The 16,408-nt window shown below is 45.4% G+C and carries 18 protein-coding genes; 2 read left to right on the top strand and 16 right to left on the bottom strand.

Annotated features, from left to right (window positions below):
* Positions 1-74 precede the first annotated feature (74 nt).
* From hisG to MMOL_RS01520, 12 genes are all read right to left on the bottom strand, one after another.
* Positions 75-719 (bottom strand): ATP phosphoribosyltransferase, encoded by a 645-nt coding sequence (gene hisG, locus MMOL_RS01575; RefSeq protein WP_015831262.1) that lies wholly within the window; start codon positions 717-719, stop codon positions 75-77.
* A gap of 13 nt (positions 720-732) precedes the next feature.
* Positions 733-1,998: a UDP-N-acetylglucosamine 1-carboxyvinyltransferase gene (gene murA, locus MMOL_RS01570; RefSeq protein ID WP_015831261.1), complete on the bottom strand. Its 1,266-nt coding sequence runs from the start codon at positions 1,996-1,998 to the stop codon at positions 733-735.
* A complete protein-coding gene (grxD, locus tag MMOL_RS01565) occupies positions 1,999-2,310 on the bottom strand; it encodes a Grx4 family monothiol glutaredoxin (RefSeq protein WP_015831260.1) in 312 nt (103 codons plus the stop codon).
* 96 nt (positions 2,311-2,406) lie between these two features.
* Positions 2,407-2,658: a BolA family protein gene (locus MMOL_RS01560; protein ID WP_015831259.1), complete on the bottom strand. Its 252-nt coding sequence runs from the start codon at positions 2,656-2,658 to the stop codon at positions 2,407-2,409.
* A 65-nt stretch (positions 2,659-2,723) separates the two neighbouring features.
* Positions 2,724-3,527 carry an ABC transporter permease gene (locus tag MMOL_RS01555; RefSeq protein ID WP_015831258.1) on the bottom strand — a complete coding sequence of 268 codons (804 nt, stop codon included), beginning with the start codon at positions 3,525-3,527 and terminating at the stop codon, positions 2,724-2,726.
* Positions 3,524-4,459: an ABC transporter ATP-binding protein gene (locus MMOL_RS01550; RefSeq protein WP_015831257.1), complete on the bottom strand. Its 936-nt coding sequence runs from the start codon at positions 4,457-4,459 to the stop codon at positions 3,524-3,526. Before MMOL_RS01550 ends, MMOL_RS01555 begins: the two co-directional genes overlap by 4 nt.
* A 200-nt stretch (positions 4,460-4,659) precedes the next feature.
* Positions 4,660-4,950 carry an STAS domain-containing protein gene (locus tag MMOL_RS01545; RefSeq protein WP_015831256.1) on the bottom strand — a complete coding sequence of 97 codons (291 nt, stop codon included), beginning with the start codon at positions 4,948-4,950 and terminating at the stop codon, positions 4,660-4,662.
* Positions 4,947-5,567 (bottom strand): MlaC/ttg2D family ABC transporter substrate-binding protein, encoded by a 621-nt coding sequence (locus tag MMOL_RS01540; protein ID WP_015831255.1) that lies wholly within the window; start codon positions 5,565-5,567, stop codon positions 4,947-4,949. The genes MMOL_RS01545 and MMOL_RS01540 overlap by 4 nt, the downstream gene beginning before the upstream one ends.
* Positions 5,568-5,638: 71 nt before the next feature.
* Complete coding sequence (mlaD, locus tag MMOL_RS01535; protein ID WP_015831254.1) at positions 5,639-6,175, bottom strand: outer membrane lipid asymmetry maintenance protein MlaD; 537 nt, start codon at positions 6,173-6,175, stop codon at positions 5,639-5,641.
* A gap of 31 nt (positions 6,176-6,206) precedes the next feature.
* Positions 6,207-7,010, bottom strand: coding sequence for a lipid asymmetry maintenance ABC transporter permease subunit MlaE (mlaE, locus tag MMOL_RS01530; protein ID WP_015831253.1), 804 nt, complete (start codon positions 7,008-7,010; stop codon positions 6,207-6,209).
* Positions 7,011-7,050: 40 nt separating this feature from the next.
* On the bottom strand, positions 7,051-7,845 hold the full coding sequence (locus MMOL_RS01525) for an ABC transporter ATP-binding protein (RefSeq protein ID WP_015831252.1): 795 nt from the start codon (positions 7,843-7,845) through the stop codon (positions 7,051-7,053).
* A gap of 168 nt (positions 7,846-8,013) precedes the next feature.
* Positions 8,014-8,688 carry a prepilin-type N-terminal cleavage/methylation domain-containing protein gene (locus MMOL_RS01520; RefSeq protein ID WP_015831251.1) on the bottom strand — a complete coding sequence of 225 codons (675 nt, stop codon included), beginning with the start codon at positions 8,686-8,688 and terminating at the stop codon, positions 8,014-8,016.
* A 244-nt stretch (positions 8,689-8,932) separates the two neighbouring features.
* Here MMOL_RS01520 and MMOL_RS01515 point away from each other — a divergent pair, with 244 nt between their 5' ends.
* A complete protein-coding gene (locus MMOL_RS01515) occupies positions 8,933-10,630 on the top strand; it encodes an ATP-binding protein (protein ID WP_041928513.1) in 1,698 nt (565 codons plus the stop codon).
* Between the two features lie 204 nt (positions 10,631-10,834).
* Here the strand turns inward: MMOL_RS01515 and ccsB are convergent, their stop codons facing one another.
* The 3 genes from ccsB to MMOL_RS01500 all read right to left on the bottom strand — a co-directional run bounded on the left by ccsB (position 10,835) and on the right by MMOL_RS01500 (position 14,733).
* A complete protein-coding gene (gene ccsB / locus MMOL_RS01510) occupies positions 10,835-11,977 on the bottom strand; it encodes a c-type cytochrome biogenesis protein CcsB (RefSeq protein WP_012777664.1) in 1,143 nt (380 codons plus the stop codon).
* Positions 11,978-11,987: 10 nt separating this feature from the next.
* Positions 11,988-13,901: a cytochrome c biogenesis protein ResB gene (locus MMOL_RS01505; RefSeq protein WP_041928629.1), complete on the bottom strand. Its 1,914-nt coding sequence runs from the start codon at positions 13,899-13,901 to the stop codon at positions 11,988-11,990.
* A gap of 220 nt (positions 13,902-14,121) precedes the next feature.
* Positions 14,122-14,733, bottom strand: coding sequence for a c-type cytochrome (locus MMOL_RS01500; RefSeq protein ID WP_012777662.1), 612 nt, complete (start codon positions 14,731-14,733; stop codon positions 14,122-14,124).
* A 240-nt stretch (positions 14,734-14,973) separates the two neighbouring features.
* On the opposite strand from MMOL_RS01500, the gene yihA reads away from it, so the two are divergent.
* Positions 14,974-15,609 (top strand): ribosome biogenesis GTP-binding protein YihA/YsxC, encoded by a 636-nt coding sequence (gene yihA / locus MMOL_RS01495; RefSeq protein ID WP_012777661.1) that lies wholly within the window; start codon positions 14,974-14,976, stop codon positions 15,607-15,609.
* 69 nt (positions 15,610-15,678) lie between these two features.
* Here the strand turns inward: yihA and trmB are convergent, their stop codons facing one another.
* Complete coding sequence (trmB, locus tag MMOL_RS01490; protein ID WP_012777660.1) at positions 15,679-16,398, bottom strand: tRNA (guanosine(46)-N7)-methyltransferase TrmB; 720 nt, start codon at positions 16,396-16,398, stop codon at positions 15,679-15,681.
* Positions 16,399-16,408 lie beyond the last annotated feature (10 nt).

Genomic DNA, 16,408 nt, shown 5'->3' with positions numbered 1-16,408 from the left:
TGCCTAAAGCCTAGGTATTTTCCTAAACCCTTGTTTATTTAAATCCCTGTGTACTTAAACTTTAGGTGCCTAAATTATTTATTTTTTGCGATTGCCGTTTGAAATGCATCCATGATTGGCTGCAACTTGTCTCTATTCAGCTTGAGCGAAGCCTGATTCACCACCAGCCTAGAGCTGATATCACCAACTTCCTCCACCGCTTTCAGCTTGTTAGCGCGCAAAGTGCCGCCAGTGCTCACTAAGTCCACAATCACATCTGCCAGCCCTACCAATGGCCCCAACTCCATAGAGCCATACAGCTTGATCAAATCTACGTGCATGCCTTTTGCCGCAAAGTGCTCACGCGCTGTCTTTACGTATTTGGTTACCACTTTTAGACGCGCTCCGCTGCGAATCGAGCCAAAGTAATCAAAGTCTTCTCGCACCGCTACCATCATTTTGCATTTCGCAATCTGCAGGTCTATGGGCTGATATAAACCGTCACCGCCATGCTCATCCAACACATCCTTACCGGCAATACCCAAATCAGCAGCGCCATACTGTACGTATGTCGGTACATCGGTCGCACGCACGATAATCAAACGTACGTCAGGGCGATTGGTTTCTATAATCAGCTTACGGGATGCTTCTGGATCTTCCGCCGCGTGAATCCCTGCTGCCGCCAGCAGTGGTGCAGTTTCTTCAAAAATTCTGCCTTTTGACAGTGCTATGGTAATCATTATTCAGTTTTCTCTATGCTATTCGCTTTACGTTGGCGCCCAAGGCGTTTAACTTAGCTTCCAAGTGTTCATAACCGCGGTCTAAGTGATAGATACGCTCAATCACCGTATCGCCACGGGCCACCAAGCCGGCTAACACCAAACTTGCAGAAGCGCGTAAGTCAGTTGCCATTACGGTAGCGCCATCTAAGAAGGACACACCTTTAACCAAGGCGGTATTGCCATCAATACCAATATCCGCGCCCAAACGCTGCATTTCCTGCACATGCATAAAGCGATTTTCGAAGATGGTTTCTGTGACTTTAGATACGCCGGAGGCAATAGTGTTAAGCGCCATAAACTGCGCCTGCATATCGGTTGGAAACGCGGGATGCGGTGCGGTACGAATGTTTACCGCCTTTAACTGACCATCACTCTTCACGGTAATGCTATCTGCATCCGATGTCACGGTAGCACCAGCCTCACGCAGTTTCTCAATCACCGCATCCAGCAGATGTGCCTGCACATTGCGCAAGGTCACCTCTCCACCAGTCATGGCAACAGCTACCATATAAGTACCAGCCTCAATACGGTCACACACCACATTATGTGTCGCGCCTGACAAGCGCTCTACACCTTCAATGGTAATCACATCGGTACCGGCACCCGTGATTTTGGCGCCCATTTTAATCAAGCACTCTGCCATATCAACCACTTCAGGCTCTTTGGCAGCATTCTCCAACACTGTAGTACCGTTCGCTAGGGCCGCCGCCATCATCAGGTTTTCGGTGCCGGTAACGGTCACCAAATCCATATAGTAGCGCGCACCTTGCAAACGCTGATTTGGCAGATGCTTAGTTGTTGCCTCAATGTAACCATGCTCGATATGAATTTCCGCACCCATGGCCTGCAAACCCTTGATATGCAAATCCACTGGACGCGAGCCGATAGCACAGCCACCCGGCAATGAAACACGAGCATGACCAAAGCGAGCTAATAGTGGACCCAATACCAGTATAGATGCGCGCATGGTTTTCACCATTTCATACGGCGCTTCTTTAGTATGCACAACGCTAGCATCTAGCGACACTTTATCCGCGTTGCGCTCAGTCTTCACCCCCATTTGCTCCAACAACTTAATGGTTGAACCAACATCTTTAAGGGCAGGCACGCTAGATAAGTGTAAAGGGGTTTCGGCTAGTAACGATGCACACAGAATAGGCAAAGCCGCATTCTTGGCACCAGAAACGACAACTTCACCATGAAGGCGGTTACCGCCTGTAATCAGCAGTTTGTCCAATTATTTGGTCGCATTCAATAATGTTTGCAACTCACCACTTTCATACATGGCACGCATAATGTCTGAACCGCCAATAAACTCACCGTTTACATACAACTGTGGAATTGTTGGCCAGTTTGCATAAACTTTAATACCCTCACGTATATTTTGATCTGCCAACACGTCAATCGCCACATACTCTACATTACATGCGCTGAGGATTTGCGTTGCCAAATTTGAAAAACCACATTGTGGAAATTTCGGACTACCTTTCATGTACAGCACTACTGGGTTACCTGTTACCTGACTTCTGATTAATTCCTGCGTATCCATTATTTATCCTAATTACAAAACTTAATTACAAAACTTTTCACTTACATCTAGCTTCACTTGCATCCAATTAGACACACGCTAGCTTTAGTTGTTACCTTAGTTGCCACCCTGTAACTTTAACCACGCCTCCGGGGTTAAAGTCCGCATTGATAAAGCGTGAATCTCTGCACGCATTCTGTCGCCCAGGGCTGCATATACCAACTGATGCTGCTTAATCATGGTCTTACCAACAAACTCAGGACTGACGATTACCGCTTCAAAATGCGTACCGTCATCACCTAATACTTTTATATAGTCACACGCCAAATTTTGCGTGATGTATGTTTCTAACTGCTGGGCACTTAACACGTGTTACTCACCTTAAAATTATTCAACTAGCCAAATTGCTTAACCTGGCACTCAAACCAATAGCATTATGACCTAAGTTTATAGCCTGATTTTAACATTTTTAATGTGATCAGTGCTAACACAAGGAAGGACGCGGCGACTATGAGCAAACTGAGTGCCGGAGATACGTCACCTTTGCCAAAGAAACCATATCTAAACCCGTCTATCATGTAAAAGAATGGATTAAGATGCGACACTTTTTGCCAAAATGGCGGCAATGAATGTATCGAATAAAACACACCAGACAAAAACGACAATGGCATGATAATGAAATTCTGGAACGCTGCCATCTGATCAAACCTATCGGCCCAAATGCCGGCGATGATGCCAAAAGTACCAAGCAGCGCACTACCTAACAGGCCAAAAGCGACGATCATCCACGGATTAGCCACCGTTAAATCAACAAACCACATTGCCACCAGATAAATACACAAACCCACTACCAAGCCACGAATGATGGCAGCAATCAGAAATGCCAGAAAAAATTGCAAATGCGTCAGCGGCGTGAGTAACACAAATACGATATTACCCATCACCTTGGATTGAATCAGGCTAGATGAACTATTGGCAAATGCATTTTGCAGCACCGACATCATAATCAGCCCCGGAATTAGAAACTCAGTATAGGCAACCCCATCATAAACCTGCACATGCTTATCCAACACATGAGAGAAAATCAGCAAATAAAGTAAGGCCGTGATTACCGGCGCCGCCACGGTTTGGAATGACACGCGCCAAAAACGTAATAGTTCTTTTTTAAGCAAGGTCCACGGACCTCTAAAACCAGAGACCGCGTTGTATGTTGTATTTTGTTTTAAATCACTCATCATGCTTGACTCACTAATTTAGACTCGGCAGCGGCATTCCCCACCAACGACAAAAAGACATCCTCTAAGTCAGCCTCGTTCAACTGCATATCTGCCACCTTAATACCGCTGGCACGCAAAGAGGCAAGCACAGATTCAATCTGTATCATATCGGTTAAAGCAAAGGTATAAACCCCACGCTCCACATGCCGCACCAGGCTCTGCACCTCTTGCGGCAACTGCACTTCACCCAAAGTCAAACGCAAGTGCTTACCTGCAAATTTATTGAGCAAACTAGCGGTGCTATCTAACGCCACAATTTGGCCTTGCTTCATCATAGCGACGCGGCTACATAGTGTTTCTGCTTCTTCCAGATAATGCGTGGTCAGAATAATGGTATGGCCATCACGGTTTAATTTTTTAATAAACTCCCACAGCATTTGGCGCAACTCAACATCCACCCCGGCGGTAGGCTCATCCAACACAATCACTGGCGGCTTATGTGCCAACGCCTGTGCAATCAGTGCACGACGCTTCATGCCACCTGATAATTTACGCATATTGGTATGCGCCTTATCAGCCAAGCCCAAACCTTCCAGCACCTCATCCACCCAATGATCATTCTCACGGCCCAGCCCAAAATAGCCCGCCTGAAACCGCAACATTTCACGCACGTTAAAGAATGGGTCAAACACCAACTCTTGAGGCACAATCCCCAACAACTGGCGTGCCTGCTGATATTGCTGCTGCACATCAAAACCCATGACTGAAATATTGCCAGCACTTGGCGCGATTAGGCCAGCCAGAATATTAATCAAGGTGGATTTTCCGGCGCCATTAGGCCCAAGCAAGGCGAAAAACTCACCCTGCTCGATAGTGAGGTCAACGCCTTTTAAGGCGTGCAGCGCACCAAAGTGCTTATGCACACCACGAATTTGTATAGCAGGATGGTTCAAAAATGACTTTCGATTAACAATTTAAATTTATCGGCAAGCAACAGGTAAGTGCGCAACCCATAGCTAAAACAACACTCAGCCCATAGCAAGAGAGTAGATGCAGTTAAGCAACTCAAAACACCATGTTCAAATACATTCAATCAAAGCGCCAAAACCCTTTCGTACACCGAAAGGGTTTTGGTTTGGGTTCAGATTAGCGATTAAGCACTGAGCGGGATAAAATCAGCAACACCATACAGTGTAGCCAAACTCTCCAACCCCTCAGGTAAATTCACAAAGGTGATTTTATGATTAAAGGCAATCGCCCGACGCTGCCACTCCATCATCAAACTAATGGCAGAAGTGTCTGTATTAGTGACCGCAGAAAAATCTATCTGTAGCGCATCATTCATTACCAATGCAGCACTCTCAACCAACACTGCATTGGCATTATCAACCAGTATCTCACCGGAGAGTTGCCACGTATTGCCTTGTAATGCTACGTTACTCATACGCCAGATGCTTTATTTTTATCCGCAAGTTTTTTATTCAAGCTATCAAGGCCGTTATCGCGAATCTCACTGCTGAACTGGCTACGGTAGTTAGTTACCAAGCTTACACTTTCAATCACAATATCATAAACCTTCCAGCCGTTATCCAGCTTCACCAAGCTATAATCCACTGAAATTGGCTGACCACCAGGCTGCAGAATCTGAGTTTTAACACTAACATTTTTCGCGCCAGCTTCAGCACGTAACGGTTTGTATTCAATCACTTGGTTTTTGTATTTACCCAGCGCTGTTGCGTAAGTGCGTAACAACAATGTACGGAACTCTTTTTGGAAAGCAGCTTGCTGCTCTGGCGTAGCAGTTCTCCAGTTTTTACCCAGCACCATGCGGCAAACGCGCTCAAAATCAAAGTTAGGTAGAATTTTCTCTTCAGCCAGCGCATAAATCTTTTGCTGATTACCCGCTTGAATGTCTTTATCACTCTTAAGCGTGTTAAGTACATCTTCAGCTGTGCGCTTCACCAACTCATCCGCAGAAACCTCTGCCTGAACCAAGCTGGCATTTACAAACATTGCAGTAGCAAAAGTGACACTCATCACCAACTTTAAAAACATTTTCATTTGAGACCTTTTATATTTTCGTCAAACTGACAAATTAAACAAACCAACATCAAAACAGCAACCAATCCTGACTAGAACGGCGCATCACCCAATTCGGTTGACTTAGCCTTCGCTGGCTCGCCAGTTGCAGGGGCTGCAGCCTTGTCATTATCTGACTCAGAAGCTTTATTATACAAAAACTGACTGATCATCTTTTCTAACACTATCGCGTCTTGGGTCTGGCTGATTTTATCGCCAGCCTTCAGCACATCATCTTCGCCACCAGCTTCTAAACCAATATATTGCTCGCCCAACAAACCTGCCGTATAGATATTAGCAAAAGTATCTTTAGGAAACTGATAGCGTTTATCGATTTTAATCGTCACCACAGCGACGTAAGACTTAGCATCGAAGCTGATATCGGCGACACGGCCAACCACTACACCAGCACTTTTTACTGGGGCGCTTGGCTTCAAGCCGCCAATATTCTCAAATGAAGCACTTACTGAGTAAGTCTCGCCAATTTTACTTGAGGTTAAATTACCCACCTTCATAGCAAGACCCAGCAATGCAGCTGCGCCTAAAGCCACAAAAATACCTACCCATAAATCTATTTTTGTTCTATCCACTTCACTACCCTCTCAACTTTGTTTTTATGGGCTAAACAACCAGCATAAAAGACGTTAATACAAAATCCAAAAATAATACGGTGAGCGATGAAATCACCACGGTTCTGGTGGTCGCATGACTAACACCCTCTGCCGTAGGAGGCGCATCAAAACCCTCGAACAAGGCAATCATGGTACAAGCAACCCCGAACACCACACTTTTGATCACACCATTAATAATATCTGCACGCACATCCACATTCGCCTGCATTTGTGACCAGAATGCGCCATCATCCACACCAATCAGCGGCACTGCTACTAAATAGCCCCCTAACACGCCCACCATAGAGAACAGGGCAGCAAGGATAGGCATAGAGATTACACCAGCCCAAAATCTTGGTGCAACCACGCGCGCGATTGGGTTAACCGCCATCATTTCCATTGCCGACAATTGTTCAGTTGTTTTCATCAAGCCGATTTCAGCCGTAATTGCAGTACCAGCACGACCCGCAAACAACAAAGCTGTTACTACCGGGCCCAATTCGCGCACCAAAGCCAAGGCCACCAGCACCCCGATTGCCTCTGATGAACCATACTTCTGCAGCGTGTTATAGCCCTGCAACGCCAGCACCATACCAACAAAGAATGCAGATACGATAATAATCAGCAAAGACATCACACCCGTAAAATACACTTCACGCAGTGTTAAATGAAAGCGCCTAAAACTCTCACCCGAATAAGCAATCGCCAGCATAAAAAGCCTAGCGCCAGCACCCAAACGCCAGATACGTGCAATCATGCGATTGCCGACGCCGCTTAGAAACCGAGAAAACATATTAATTATTTTATTAATCATTAAACTAAATCCATTAAACCGCTAGTCTGTAGCTGAACACTCAACCCAACAGCTGAGCCCGGTAATCGGGCGCTGCATAATGGAAAGGTACCGGACCATCTTTCTCGCCATGCACAAACTGATGAACAAATGGAAGGGTAGATTGCATTAAATCTTCAGGGGTACCCTCTGCCGCCACCTCACCATTAGCGACAAAGTACACATAATCAGCAATCAAAAATGTTTCTTTAACATCATGTGAAACAATAATAGAAGTCGCACCCAGTGCATCATTCAGGCTACGAATCAACTCACAGATCACCCCCATAGAGATTGGGTCTAAACCGGCAAACGGCTCATCATACATAATGATATTGGGGTCTAACGCAACCGCACGCGCCAATGCAACACGACGCGCCATACCGCCAGACAATTCTGTAGGCATCAACTTATACGCACCGCGCAAACCCACTGCATTCAGCTTTAGCAGTACCAAGTCACGAATCATGGACTCAGGTAAATCCGTTAACTCACGCATCGGGAACGCGACATTATCAAACACGCTTAAATCGGTAAATAAAGCGCCATGCTGAAACAACATGCCCATGCTGCGGCGCAACTGATAAATACCATCACGCGTTTGCTCATGCACCACTTGCCCGTTAACACGCACTTCACCTTTCGTTGGCTTAACCTGACCACCAATCAAGCGCAGCAATGTGGTCTTACCACTACCGCTACCGCCCATAATGGCAACGACCTTCCCTTTGGGGAAAGTCATGTTAATCCCTTTGTGCAATATACGACCGCTGTACCCAAAGGAAAGGTTGTCAATTTCTACAATATTTGATGTCATTTAAAGCACAATTTTTCAGTTAATTTTCTTGCTTTTACCCAAGGTGCCATTTTAGAACAATTAAGATTCTACGCAAGCTGTAAAATTAACCTCGTAGCAACTTAACCAAACCGTTAGCCAATAAAAAAACCCACCGAAGTGGGTTTAAATAGGTCATGGTATAACTACTTAAAAAGATAAGCAAACATTATAGGTTGTAGCATCAGCAATAGTCGGAGTAGCAACATTACTAGTTACCCATCCACCAGCTGCCGTGGCGTATGTCCGCATCGAGCCAGTGGAAGTTTCCCCATCATCAAGCGCAGTGTCTAGTTGCTTAGCATACTTACCTAAAACAGCCGCGGAACAAATAACGTAAGATCCTGTTAGTCCCGCCGGGCCTGTAGATAGCGAATTAAAATTAGACACACTTTGCACACCTATTCTCCCACCATCTGCATTAGTTGGATAATAGCTCGCATCAGTGCCAGTGGTCGGCCCTGGAGCCAAGCCCGCCAATCGAACATGCTGCCAAAATATACCAGACTCAGTTGCAGGCGCAGTTCCGCCCGCACCTCCATCCCATGCTCCACTAATAACTCCATCCCCTGTACCAGTGGCAGCCTTAAGGGCAGTTGAGCCCACATGGGCTGTTGGATTTGCATCATCCCCAGGCAAAGCCCTGTATTTATCTTGATATCCGTAAATATAAACCTGGGTGTTCTTAAAATCACTAGCCATATTCTTAACTTTAGCACTATTAATAAGCTCTTGCCCTTTAAGTACGCCTCCAAGCAATAGGCCAATAATTACCAGCACAATTGCCAACTCAATTAGCGTAAAGCCTGCCTGTGTTCTTTTCATTTAATTCCCCGAACTGTGCGCAATCAATGCGCCAATTTAAACATGTAAGTTACAACACCAAGTTAAGTGTCAATTTTTAACTAGCAAATAACATACCAGCTATGATTGATTATATCCAACAGCAATTTGCTTGTATTCTACAAGATATAACATCCATTACGTACAAATTATTGTCAAAGATTGGACACTTGTGTTCAAATCCCGACGGTATGTTAATTTTGACAATATGTACACAACATAAAATATGCGCTCACTTTTTCAGCTTTACCGACTAACTCTTAACAATCACGATCGCCTGATGGCGCTACTGATGCTGTCACTACATGCACTGCTGATCTGGGGTGAGAATAGTCATTTACATACGGCATTACTGCTCTGCCACTACGGCGTCTTTTTGCTGTGGCAGCCCGTGATGCGCCAAAGCGACAAGCTCTCCTGGAAGATGGTCGGCATTGTGCTTATCGGTGCTTACCTCACCACTTTTCTGACCAACTGGTGGGTCACCGCATTCTGGATTGCAGGGTTATTCTCCCTGATTGGCGGGCGCATACTATCCAGCGAGGCTACACACTCAAAAGTGCCGAACATACTCGCCGCCTCATATCTGCTAGCCATCCTCTTACTCTGGGTGGTGCCTAAACTACTTAACGCAGACAATGATTTACTGGCCGCAGAACTACTCTTGGTCTACGTATTACCGATACTGCCGCTGACCATTTTATTTTTATCAGCAAAGAACATCAGCCTTACCTATACGCAAAATATTGACTTTTTTTACACACTACTCATCTTCTTACTGACCATTATTGTCATATTAAGCAGCTTTGCTATTGGCGTTGTCTGGCAAATTCATTATGTAAAGCTACTTATTTTCACAGTTTTTGGCCTAGCGACTACCTTAGTGGCAATTAGCTGGCTATGGAACCCTAGCGCGACTTTTTCTGGCCTAGAGCTGCTGATGTCGCGCTACCTATTAAGCATTGGCCTACCGTTTGAACAGTGGATTAGAAAAATTGCCGCATTTGCTGAACACGAAACCTCCGCCGAAGGTTTTTTACAAGCATCAATGCGCGAGTTAGTGGCATTAAATTGGGTAAGCGGGGTATCGTGGCGCTCTGAAAATATCCATCAGGAGATTGGTGAGCCCACACGCTTTATCTCTACTTTTAGCTTTCATCAACTGCACTTAACACTGTATTCGCGCTGGCAATTTACCCCAGCCATGTATCTGCACGTACAACTGCTTACACAAATTTTAGGCGAATTCTACGAAGCAAAGCGCCGCGAGGAAACAATCAGCCAGAATGCTTATATGCAAAGCTTGTATGAAACCGGCTCTCGGTTAACGCATGACATCAAGAATATTTTACAGTCATTAGGCACGCTGTCTGCTGCCGCGGAGCAGAGCAATCACGCAGCAGATGACGCAAGACTAGTTGACCTGATTAAGAAACAGCTACCAAGATTAAGTCAGCGCCTTGCAAGCACTCTGAACAAACTGGAAGAACCGGGCGTAGAGAAAAAGAACCAAGCTAAGGTAAGTCATTGGTGGAAGAGCTTCAAGCAAATCAACGCGCATCAGCAAGTGCAATTTGAAGCGCCTACAAATTTGCCAAAAACCGACATCGATCCCGACGTTTTAGATAGCGTGGTGGATAATCTGATACAGAATGCACTGGAGAAAGCCAAGCTGGAAACCAACATTAGCATCAATGTGGCTATTATGCCGTCTAATCACTTTTGCATAGAGGTTACCGACACCGGTTCAGCAGTACCAGATGAAGTCGCGGACAAACTCTTCAAAACCCACGTCAGCTCCAAAAGCGGCTTGGGTGTTGGCTTATATCATGCCGCACAGCAAGCGGAACATGCAGGCTATGCACTCAGCCTGATCGACAACATTGATGGTGAAGTAAGATTTAGACTAGAAAAAGTGCATTGATACACGTTGATGATTGTCGCTAGCAATCATCAACCGCCATGAAAAAAGCCTTGCGGTCATTGTGATCGCAAGGCTTTTTTGATATATAAATAGTATTGTATTAACGCAGTACCGACTGAGCGACTTAGCTAGGTAACCACTTAGCCAGATAACTTAGCTAAGTCACGGGGCAACCAATCCAGACAACGTAATCAGCTTAGGCAGCTATAGTGTGCCGTATGAGTGCAAACCACTTAGGAACATATTAACGCCCAGGAACGCAAAGGTAGTAATAATCAAACCAATTAATGCCCACCAAGCCAGCAATGGCCCGCGCAAACCTTTAACCATACGCAAATGCAGCCAAGCCGCGTAGTTCAACCACACAATCAGCGCCCAAGTTTCTTTTGGGTCCCAACTCCAGTAACCGCCCCAAGCCTCAGCCGCCCACATTGCACCCAAAATAGTTGCAATGGTAAAAAAGGCAAACCCCACGGCGATGGCTTTATACATTAGGTCATCCAACACGTCCAAACTAGGCAAGCGTGAAGTAAGCACGCCTTTGCTCGCCAGCAGGTAAGAGAACGCCACCATTGCTGCTAAAGAAAATGAGCCATAACCGATAAAGTTAGCCGGCACGTGTATTTTCATCCAATAGCTTTGCAACGCCGGCACTAACGGCTGAATATTATGTGCGGCACGATCAAAGGTGTACCACAATATAAAACCAACTGCGGCATTGATGACCAGCAACACAAAACCGCCTAATTGCTTAGTATTTAACTTTTGCTCATAGTGCAAATACAGCAAAGCCGTAATTAAGCAGAACAACACAAACACTTCATATAAATTGCTGACTGGAATATGCCCTACGTCCGTACCAATTAGGTAAGACTCATACCAGCGCACCATTAGGCCTACAAAACCAAACAGTACAGCAGACCATGTGAGTGCTGAAGCTACTTTACCGCTGAACACGCTACGTTTAAATAAGGCAAACCAGTAAGTCAGCATCGCCAGTACAAATAAAACATTCATCCACATAATGGCGGACTGACTTGCGATTAAGAACTTCAGGAAAAATACTTGTGTGGCACGCGCCTGATCTCCGTGGTACAAAGCGATTGCAGACAAGCTCAGTACGCCAACACCCAGCACTAATCTGCTAAGCGCCTTCCACTGCCAGCCCAAATAGCTTACTAAAGCCGCCGCCCCGAATAAAAAGGTGACTTCGTATGCATCCATGTAATGTGCATATTTAATAAATGCGAATATAGAACCCGCAACGATGACTAAAGCATATAGCCAATCTTGCCAGTTCAATTTTTGCAACAACGTTTGTTGTTGATAACTCATGGTGTCATTCATTTTCAATTCCTTAGCTAACAATGCCAGCAAGTTGTTCGCGGTATAAATTAAACTCTTGCTCAAACTCTAAATTCTTACGATTAGACGCCATAGCGAAATGCACTTCTTTTGCACCTGGCTTCAGGTATAACCAGACTCTTCTTTCGCGGATATACATCATGGCAAAAATACCCAGCACCAAAATCACTGAGCCCAAGTACACCCATTTTTGCCCAGGCGACTTGGTTAATTGTAGACCACTCGCCTCTTTATGCTCAAACTGATTCAGCTGCAAATAATACGGAGTGCCATAGAAGAACATATCACTGAACGCGTTCAAACTATCGCGCATCAAGCGCTCGGTTTCCGCGCTATTTTTCAGCAATGGCTTGTTATTAAGTTCCAGCGCCATGTTATAAGCCTCGTATGCAGCAACATTTACCATCTTGATATAGGTAGTCGCTGACGCTTCACGCTCTTTTTCTGGCACATTTTTCTCGATCACCTTCGCCACTTCACTATAGCCGCCTTGTGCAAATACAGTGAGTAGCCGCACTAAACTAAGTTCAAACTGCTTGCGTATCTCAGGGTCACCACGTACGCCCAAAGACTTTTGTGCGATGCGTTTTGCTATTTCCGGATATTTAGAGGCATCCAACATAATGGCCCTAAACCCCATAAAGCCATCGATGCTTAAACCCTCATCTACCGGGATGCGCAAATAACGGAAATCCTCTTGGACGGTTTCACGCATGCCGGACAAGAAATAAAATTGACCATCTATCTGCACAGGCTGCATATAGGTCACGTATTCAGTAGCCTGACCACGGCCATCACGTAATTTATAGGTCACGTTAGGACCTACGTTATGTGGCTTACCTTTGCCATCGGGTGACATGTTAATAATATTAAACTTACGGAAGTCGTTGTATTCCACACGCAACTTAGCGTCACCCTCACCTAACGCACCTTCACCAAAGATGTTGCCGGACAAAGCCTGCGGTTGATTATTAGAGGAAAATAGATTCCACACATTAAATTTCAAGCCCGTGCCACCATCTTGAAAGTCAGACTGATAAATCGCGATACCTTTATAGGTTAAAGGATGATTCACGCTAATGGTTTTGGCAATTGGCTCTTTTAATTCCGGGTCAAAAATCACCAAATCACTTTCAAATGACTTAGGCTGACCTGTCGCGTAATGTTCAATACGAAAATCTTTTAAACCAACCGCAAACGGCAGCTCTTGTACCAGATAGCCATCACGCACACGTAAAAAAGCCACATTCTGCGTTGAGCCCTCTGCCAGCGTCATGTTGCCGCGGAATGAAGGATTACTCACCGACATTTTGCTTGCCTCAGGCACTTTTGAAACCGGTAAATCTTTAGTTTCAATGCGCTTATAACCTAGCATCTCCTGTACTTTAAACGGCAGGTTACCGTCCAGCAAGCCGCCAAATAAAATCACCACCATCGCCACGTGCGTAAAAATATACCCCCAGCGCTGATGCGTGCCGGCTTTGGCTGCAATTAATTCGCTACCGTCTTCCTGTGCTCTGATTTTATATTTAAAACCTTTGGCATCTAAAAACTGTAAAAGATTTTGCTTAACTGCTGCATAGTCTGCGGTCAGGTTAAATGTGGCCTGATGACTAAACGCACGCAACGATTTTTCTGTGGCATGTTCTTTAAAGGTACGCCACTCTTTGAGCATTAAAGGGGTGTTGCGGTAAATACACAGACTAGTAGATACCACCAAGAACAACAGAATGACTAAAAACCAAACGCTATGGTAAACATCATACAAACCCATACGTTCAAACATCGCAAACCAAAACTGACCAAACTTTACAATATAGTTCTCATAAGGCTCATTTTGCTTAAGCACCGTACCGATGACTGAGGCCACACCCAACACGCTCAACAAACTCACGGCAAAGCGCATGGAGCTCAGCAAATCTAGAAAGTTTTTAGTAAATGATAATTTAGGATTCAAAATACGGCACTCTGAGGGTAAATTTTAGGTTAATGCTCGTGAATACTGCTGCTACTTATGACTTAAGCGGGGCAACGATAGTTGCTAACCTGAACAAATAAAGGAACACCAAAACATTTCAGCGTTAAAAAAGGGCAGCATTGCCACCCTTTTTAAACTATCGCTAAATCTAGCGTAAACCTTGAATATAGTCAGCTACAGCAGCCATTTCCGCATCGGACATCTTCGCTGCAATCGCCATCATCATTGGTGCGTTAGCGCGCTCGCCTGAGCGGAAGGCTTTTAATTGTGCCAATGTATAGTCAGCATGTTGACCACTTAAACGTGGGAACTGTTTTGGCAAACCAGCGCCATTAGGACTATGGCAAGCTGCACAAGCTGGAACATTGGTTACCGCATTACCTGCACGGTAAATTTTTTCACCCACCGAACCGGCACCGTTTGATTTAGCCTGACCTAGCGCAGGTTTTTTGCTTGAGAAATAACGCGCTAGCTCTTTCATTTCAGCTTCTGACAATGCGCCAGCCATACCAGACATCACGGCATTAGCACGTTTACCAGATTTAAATTCCGTTAATTGCTTTTCAATGTAGTCAGGATGTTGACCTGCTAATTTAGGGTTAAGACTAATCACACTATTGCCGTCCGGCGCATGACATGCAGCACAGACAGTATTAACGGTTTGTTGTGCAGACTTTGTCGCAGACTCTTCCGCTTGCGCATTAATAGAAATCCCCAACATTAAACCAGATAACAACCAAGCTAGATGACGAAATTGCATTACCGCTCCTAAATCTAAATTATTCAACCAATTAACGCGCTATTTTAGCGAAAAACAACTATTCGTGATAGCATTTTTCACCATTACATCAATTCCTTTGATAATTCAAAGTTAATTCAAAAAACTACAACTGTCTGTGGGCGTCAAATCATCATGCGAATCAACATGTCAGATTGACTTACCACATTGAATTACACTATTAAATTATAAGGAATTTGCTTTACCAGAATCAGGATCAATATGCCGTTATTTCAAAATGCCGCTTTTTATATATCAGCTCACCACCTGCGTGATTTACCACCAGCCAGCGGGGTTGAAGTTGCCTTTGCTGGGCGATCCAACGCTGGCAAGTCCAGCGCGCTGAACACATTAGCCAATCACAATCGCTTGGCATTTGTGAGTAAGCAACCGGGACGCACGCAGTTAATTAACTTTTTCACACTAGGTAACGACCGACACTTGGTGGACTTACCTGGCTACGGCTACGCCAAAGTGCCAGAAGCCATGCGGGCGCATTGGCAAAACGTATTAGCGCGCTACCTAAGTGAACGCAGTAGCTTAGGCGGCCTGGTGTTGGTCATGGACAGCCGCCACCCACTCACCCCACTCGACCGCCAAATGCTGGATTGGTTTTGCCCTAGCGGCAAACCTGTGCACGTACTGCTAACCAAATCAGATAAATTGTCGCGCGGCGAAGCCTCACTCACCCTGAACCGGGTACGCAAAGAGCTGATAGAGACTTGGGGCAACCACTACAATAGTGAGTGCACCATACAGTTATTCTCCAGCCTAAAGAAACAAGGCGTAGAAGAAGCAGAGAAAGTCATCGGCAAATGGCTGTTTGTAGAAGATGAAACAGCATCAGAACAGGCCTAAAGCCAGCTTGGCCAAGCGTACAGCTTAGCCAAGGCAATAAACACTAAATAACGGATGATTAGTTAAATGCTACTTGCGGGTAAACACCATATCCCACACACCATGCCCAAGTTTCAAACCGCGATTCTCAAACTTGGTTAATGGGCGGTAGCTTGGTTTAACTGCATAATCTTGCGCGGTATTTTCCAGCTGCGCTTCTGCATTCAGCACCTCCAGCACCCATTCCGCATACTCCTGCCAATCTGTTGCCACATGCAAATAGCCACCAGCCTTAAGCTTGGTGCAGAGCAATTGCACAAACTCGGCCTGAATCAAACGGCGTTTGTGATGGCGCTTTTTATGCCACGGATCAGGAAAAAAGATATGCACGCCATCCAGGCTGCCATCTGCCACCATGTTGTGCAACACTTCCACCACATCATGCTGAATCACGCGAATATTGTTTAACTCATTTTCCTGAATCAGTTTAAGCAACGCACCTACCCCCGGCGTATGCACTTCGGCCGCCAGGAAATCGCAATCCGGTAGCACTTGCGCGATTTTGGCGGTGGTTTCCCCCATGCCAAAACCAATTTCCAGAATCTTCTTGCTATCGGCGCGATTAAATAATGCATTGAGATTTAGCAACTCCGGGGCGTAATTCACCCCAAATTGCGGAAAACCTGTTTCTAGCGCACGCGCCTGGCCTTTAGTTAAGCGACCCTGACGCAATACGAAACTACGGATACGGCGCTGACTTAAGTCTTCAGCGTCGTCTTGAACCTGCTCTGTTTGATTTAATGTATTCATAAGGGCGAAT

Origin of the sequence: Methylotenera mobilis JLW8, assembly GCF_000023705.1 — a bacterium.
Lineage (GTDB): Bacteria > Pseudomonadota > Gammaproteobacteria > Burkholderiales > Methylophilaceae > Methylotenera > Methylotenera mobilis.
Note: the sequence above shows the minus strand (reverse complement) of the source record. Positions and strands in the feature narration are given on the sequence as shown.